A 6,573-nucleotide genomic window follows, 5' to 3' on the forward strand; every position below is an offset into this window, starting at 1 on the left:
GAACTGCGCAGCCAAGCGCGACGGGACCGCACGCCGACGACGCACGACCCCGTTGCACTGTCCGTTTTTGAACCGGCTACTGCGCTCCTTCACCAAGCCGGAGCAACTGGGGCACCCGCCGCCGCCCCGTCACCCCCTCCAGCGCCGCCGCACACGGCACCAGCACCAGCAGCGCCAGAGCGGCGGCAGCTATCGTCAGCCAGTCCGGCGCGAACGCCGGCGCCCCCGGCCCCGCCGTGAACGCCCGCAGTTCCAGCGCCGGCCCGAGCAGCCACGGCAGCCCCAGGCCGAGCACCGTCCCGCCGACCACCGCCGCCGCCATCACCGGGAGCAGCTGCACCAGTTGGACGCCCGCCGCAGAGCGCCCGTCCAGCCCCAGCGTCCGCAGGTACGCGAGCATCCGCCCGCGCTCCGCCGAGCCGAGCAGCAGCTCCAGGACCACCGCCGCCAGCCCGAGCAGCAGCCCGATCGCCGCCGCCGTCCGGAACGCCAGCTCCAGCGCCGACACCAGCCCGTCGTCCGCCGACTCCCTCAACTGCCCTGCCAGATCGCGGACTTCCACCGGCGCCCCACGCAGCACCGCACCACCGGCCGCCCCTGCGCCACCCGCGCCCCCGGTCGCCGCCGAGGCCGCGACCACGGCCCGCAGCCGGGCCCCGTCGATCCGCTGCGCACCGGCCGGCGAGCCGGGCCGGCCGGGCTCGGCGAACAGCACCGCGGCGTTGCGCTGCCCGGTCTGCCGGGGCAGCCGGTCCGCGGCGGGCCCGCCGAACACCAGCAGCGGGCCGGTGGCGACGTCGCCGACCACCGGGCCGATCGCCCGGTCCCGGTCCGCCCCGGCGGGCAGCACGCCGACGATCCGGACCCGGAACCTGGTCGCCCCGGCGTCCGCGTCGAACGACCCCTCGGGGTAGCGCGCAGCGGTCTTCGCGTCGGCCAGCGCGGGCAGTTCCGCGCGCGCGGCGAGCGGTGCGGACAGGGCGCCGCCGGACAGCGCCGCCGCCACCGGGGAGCCCGGCTCCACCGCCTCCAGCGCCGCCCGGTCGACGCCGACCAGGCCGACGCCCTTGACCACCGAGCCGTCCTCGTCGGCGGTCAGCACGGCCACCCCGCCGCGTACCGGCAGCACCCCGCCGACGCCCGGCACCTTCGCCAACTCCTCAAGTGGCAACGGGCGTTGCGACGGCCCGAGGACCACCGCGTCCCCGCCGGTGCGCCACTCGGCGGCCTCCACCCGGCCCTGCCGCACCGTCCCGGACACCAGTGCGCCGAACACCGCGCAGGCCAGCGCGGGCACCAGCACCAGCAACGCCGTTGCCGCCGCCGCGGAACGCCGCCCGGCCTGCGACAGGCCGACCAGCGCGACCGTGCCGCGCCGCCGCCGCGCCCAGCCGGTCAGCACCCGCAGCGGCGCCGGGTACACCCGCAGCACCACGACCACCGCCGCCAGGCCCAACACCACCGGCACCAGGGCCAGTTGAGCATCCGGGTCGGTCGCCGCCGCCGACACCGCGCCGCGCAGCCGCAACTGCAGCACGCCCGCCGCCGCCAGCGCCAGCACCGTGCCCTCCACCACGACCCGCGCCGACAGGCCCAACGCCCGCTTCAGGCCCCGCCGTTGCACCGGCTCTCGGCCCGCCCGGCGGACCGCCCGACCCTGCCACCACACCGCCACCGCGGGCGCGCCCGCCACCAGCAGGGCCGCCAGCAGCGCCGGCCACCACGCACCGAGCGGCCGCTCCCCCGCCAGCGACCGGGACGCCAGCCAACCCGCCAACACCCCTACCAGGACCGCAGGAACGGCCTCCAGGGCCCGCACGGCCGCCAGCGCGATCTCACCCGCCCCGCGCGCCCGCTGGAGCGTCAGCGCCGCCTCCCGGCGCCGCGCCCCGAGCCGGGCCGCCGCCACCGCCGTGGACACCCCGATCGCCAACAGCCCGGCCAGCGCGAACGATTGCAACGACACCGTCCGGGCCCGCTGCTCCGCGAACCGGTCCATCAGCACCGACAGCCGCTCCTGCACCTGCGGCGGCGACACCGTCCGCACCCCCGCCGGGCACGGCAGCGAATCCGAGACGATCTCGCCGCACACCCGGTCCACCGCCGACCTGGTGAACCCCTTTGCCCCGACTGCCAGTTCACGCGTACCCGCAGCCGTGCCACCGGTCCCCCAGGGCTGCTGCGCCGCCTGGAACGCCCAGGTCGCCGACACCGACAGCGACCCGCGCGCCTCCAGCGCCTCCAGCCCCGCCGGAGCCACCAGCGCCTGCCCGTACCGGACGTACCCGTTCGGCTCCGGCGCGTACAACGGCGAGTTCAGCAAGGGGAGTTCACGCCAGAGGTCGTCCGCGCCGTCGAGCGGCTCGAACTCGCCGACCACCACCGCCTCGGTGGCCTCCGTCTGCCCCTCCAGCTTCACCCGCTGCCCGACCGTCAGCCCGAACTGCTCCAACCCCTGGCGGGACATCCCCAGTTCGATCGGAGCCTCCTTCGCCCCGTCCGGCTGCGCCGGCGCCCGGCCCGCCGTCCAGCGCACCCGGTCCGCCGCGTCCTGCGCGTACGCCAGCGACACCGACGTGCCACTGTCGTCCGGCTCGGGCACTCCCGCTCCCGACAGCTTCATGCCCTCGCTCTGCGCCCAGCCCGACACCCGCACCAGGGTGTGCGCCAACTCCCCCGACGCCCCCTGCCGCAGGGTCTCCCCGACCCGGGTCAGGTCACTGTCCAACGAGCCGAACTGCGGCGCCGTGGAATTGCCGTAGAAGTTCCGCGGCGCCTTCAGCGACGCCCGCGCCATCACCAGCGGCCCGTCCACCTGCGCCACCGTCAGCCGGCGGCTCAGCTCCTTCGTCGCCAGGCCGTCGAACACCGGCGGCCACAGCAGCGACACCACCGTCAGCACCACCGCCAGCGCCGTCAGCACCACCAGCACCGGCCACCCCGTCCGAGCCTCCCGCAGCGCCGGACGCCAGCCACCGAACCCGCCGAGGCCCCTCATCCGCTCTCCCCCGCCCGCAGCTCACGCGCCAGATCCACCCGCGCCAACATCCGCGACAGCACCAGCACCACCGTGCCGACCCCCAGGCCGGTCGCCAGCACCACCGCCGCCGTCCAGCCCCAGCCCACCGTCAACTCCATGGACGGGAACACCGCTTGGCCGCTCCCGTCGACCACGATCAACGGCAGCACCACCGCCGCCAGCGCGACACCCAGCGCCCCACCCAGCAGCACCGAGAAACCCACCACGGCCAACTGCTCCAGCCGCAGCACCCCCGCCAACTGCCGGCGCCGCACCCCGATCGCCCGCAGCACCGCGAACTCCCGGCGCCTCGAGCGCGCCGAACCCACCGCGTGCACCGTGAACCCGGCCACCGCGAACACCGGCGACAGCGCCAACGACAGCACCAGCGCACTGCGCCGACCCGAGCGGAACGGATCCGCCGCCAGCGCCGCCGCCCGCGACCGGACGCTCTCCACCCGGCCCAGCCGCGGATCCGCCGCGATCACCCGCTCCGCCTGCTCCGCGCCGGCCCTCGACTGCGCCGCCAGCAGCCACGACCCGTCCGTCACCGGCGGCAGCCCCAGCCCCGACCGCGCCGCCGACAACGCCGGCAGATCCACCAGCACCTGCGCCTTGTCACGGTCCCCGCCACCCGGCAGCTCCGGCAGCACCCCGACGATCCGCAGCCCGAACAGGTCCTCCGCGCCGCCCATCAGCCGCACCTCGCCACCGATCCCGAACCGGATCTTCCGCGCGAACGCCTCGTTCACCAGCGCCGGCACCAGGTACCCCGTCACCGGCATCCCCTGCACCCGCTTCGGCGCCCCCGGCGGCAGCAGTCCGAACGACACCCCGTCCAAGGCCTCCCCCTGCGTCGGATCCGCCCCGCGCACCACCGCCGACAGCAGCCCGCCCTCGGGCTTCGACACCTCGCACACCCCCGCCTCGACCCGCCGGTCCCCCAGATCCGTCACGCCCGGGCACCCCATGCCCGCCACCCGGACGTCCCCGCGCGTGACGTTCACCCAGCTCGCGCCGGGCGGCACGCTCGCCCCCTCGACCGCCGACACCGTCAGCCGGAGCGTCGCCCGCGGGAAACCCCGCGCCGCACTCCGCACCCCCAACTGCGTGACCTGCAGCGGATAGTGCAACGTCCCCGACGCCAACGGCAGCGACACCGACCGGGCCACCCCGTCCGCCGTCAGCTCCGCCTGCACCTGCGTCACCAGGCCACTCGCGTCCTCCACCTGCGCCACCAGCCACACCTGGCCCACCCGGTCCGCCGCCGACACCGCCGCCCGCACCTTCAGCTCCGACGGACGCCCCTCCAGCGGCATCCCGTGCACCGGCACCTCGTCGTCCCGCAGCAACGCCAACTGGTCGGCCAGCGCGCCCTGTTCGAGATCCGCCCGGACCGCCGGAACCGCATGCGTCCAGGCCCCCGGCGCCGTCCGCTCCGACGTCGCCACCGGCCCCACCGCCGCCGTGTCCACCGCCAGCACCGAGACCTGCGACCCCTGGATCTGGCCCGCCACCGAAGCCACCGGCGTCACCGCCGCCACCCCCGGCACCGCCGACAGCGCCGCCAGCCGCGCCCCCGCCGGAAGCTCACCACCCGTCACCCGCAGGTCCGCCCCGAGCTCGAACGCCGCCCGGTCCCGATCGCTCGGCCCCTCACCCGCGATCGCCGTCGTCGTCAACGCCCCGACCGCCAACGCCAACGCCATCAACAGCACCGGCGCCGCCTGACCCGCCCGGCCCCGGCTCACCTGCCAACCGCTGAGCGGAGCCACCAGACCCCGCCCGCGCCGGGCCAACGCCTCCAACCCCCGACCCAGCGGCGGCAACAAGCGCAACAGCAGCAACGCCGCCGCCACCGTCATCACCACCGGCGCCGCCACCAGCACCGGATCGAACCCGACCGCACTCGACGCCGGGCTCAACAGCCCCTGGTACTGCCGCAGTTGCAGATAGGCCAGGACCGCCACCGCCGCCAGCACCAGGTCCGCCCCGGCCCGCTGCGCCACCGCCCGCCGGGCACTGCGCGACGGCGTCTCCCGCTCGCCGCCGTCCGCCGTCCACAGCACCGGCAGCAGCGCCGCACATCCGTGCAGCACCAGCGCCACCCCGGCCACCGCCCAGGCCGCCGCGCCCGTCGCCTCCGCGGCCGCCCCGTCCACCGGCAGCCCCAGCCGCTCCAGCAACCGCAGCAACGGCCCCGCGACCCACACCCCCAGCAGCGCCGCCGGCACCGTGCACAGCGCCCACTCCACCGCCGCGGCACCCAACAGCCGGGCCCGACCCGCACCGCGCGCCAGCTGCAACAGCAGCTCCGCCCGCCGGAAATCAGTCAATTGACGAGCCGTCAGCACCATCGTCACCGCCGACAGCACCGCCAGCATCGTCACCGGCACCAGCATCCCCGACCGCGCCACCATCATCGGCGACCGCAGATCGTTCAACGCCGCCGACAGATCGCTCGACGCCCGCAACCCCTGCAGCGACGGGCTCGCGCCCCGGAACACCGCCCGGTTCACATCACCGCCCGTCAGCCGCTCCACCCGGTCCCGCAGCAGCCCCAGCCCCTCCGGCCGCACCTGCCCCGGCTCCGGCGCCGCCGTCCACTGCACGTCCACCTGGTCGTGCAGCAGCGGATGCGTCCGCAGCAACTCCTGCGACGCCAGCACCAGCCGCTCCGGCGACTCCACCGCAGACGTCGCACCCCACGCCCGCCACAGCCGCGCCGCCCCCGGCAGCTCCCGGTACACCCCGCTCACCGTCAGCGACAAGGTCCCGCCGGCCGGCAGCGCCAACGGCAACTTCGCCCCCGTCGACACCCCCAGCAGACGCGCCGCCGTCTCCGACACCGCCACCTGCTCAAGCCCGGTCGGCCAGGCCCCCTGCGCCAACTCCGCCACCCGCTGCGGCTCCGTCACCGCCAGCGGCGCCATCACCAACCCCAGCGGCGACGAGTCCGCCCCCGCCACCTTCGGCAGCGGCGTCCGCAACGGCATCGTCCCGTGCAGCGCCTCTTCGATCTCCGCCGGCATCCCCGGCAACGCCCGGTGCAACGCCGCCCGCACCTGCGCATCCGCCGCCGTGTCCCCGCCCTCGGCGTACCGCCCCGACAGCGACACCGAGAACCGCGCATCCGCCGCCAACCGGTGCCGCATCCCCTGCGTCACCGAACTCCCCGTCAGTGCCGTCAGCGCGGTCAACACCGCCACCGCCACCAGCACCGTCACCGCAGCAGCTCCCAGCACCACCCCGTGCTGCCCCGCCCGCCGAACCCCCGCGGGCGAACCCCACCCGTCCGCTCCCATTCCCCCGAAGCCCTCCCGTCCGCCGGTGGTCTGGACCAATCTCGATGACGGGCAGTCTGCCGCCACCCCCCGGCCCAGACAACAGCCCACCGATCACAGACCGGACTCGTTCCACCCGCCCGCCCCGAGGGGCGTCCGAAAATGCCCCGGAAATGCGAAAAAGCCCCCCGCCAAAAGGCGGGGGGCTTTCCCTGAATGATTGTTCGGCGGCGTCCTACTCTCCCACAGGGTCCCCCCTGCAGTACCATC

2 protein-coding genes are annotated in these 6,573 nt (G+C 75.9%); both read right to left on the minus strand.

Going from position 1 to position 6,573, the window contains the following annotated elements; all coding sequences use genetic code 11:
* Nucleotides 1–76: 76 nt before the first annotated feature.
* Complete coding sequence (locus tag ACFYS8_RS29575; RefSeq protein ID WP_387646647.1) at nucleotides 77–2,998, minus strand: hypothetical protein; 2,922 nt, start codon at nucleotides 2,996–2,998, stop codon at nucleotides 77–79.
* On the minus strand, nucleotides 2,995–6,264 hold the full coding sequence (locus ACFYS8_RS29580) for an FtsX-like permease family protein (protein ID WP_387646649.1): 3,270 nt from the start codon (nucleotides 6,262–6,264) through the stop codon (nucleotides 2,995–2,997). Before ACFYS8_RS29580 ends, ACFYS8_RS29575 begins: the two co-directional genes overlap by 4 nt.
* Between the last annotated feature and the right edge of the window lie 309 nt (nucleotides 6,265–6,573).

It is taken from the genome of Kitasatospora sp. NPDC004615 (genome assembly GCF_042873545.1).
Taxonomy (GTDB): domain Bacteria; phylum Actinomycetota; class Actinomycetes; order Streptomycetales; family Streptomycetaceae; genus Kitasatospora.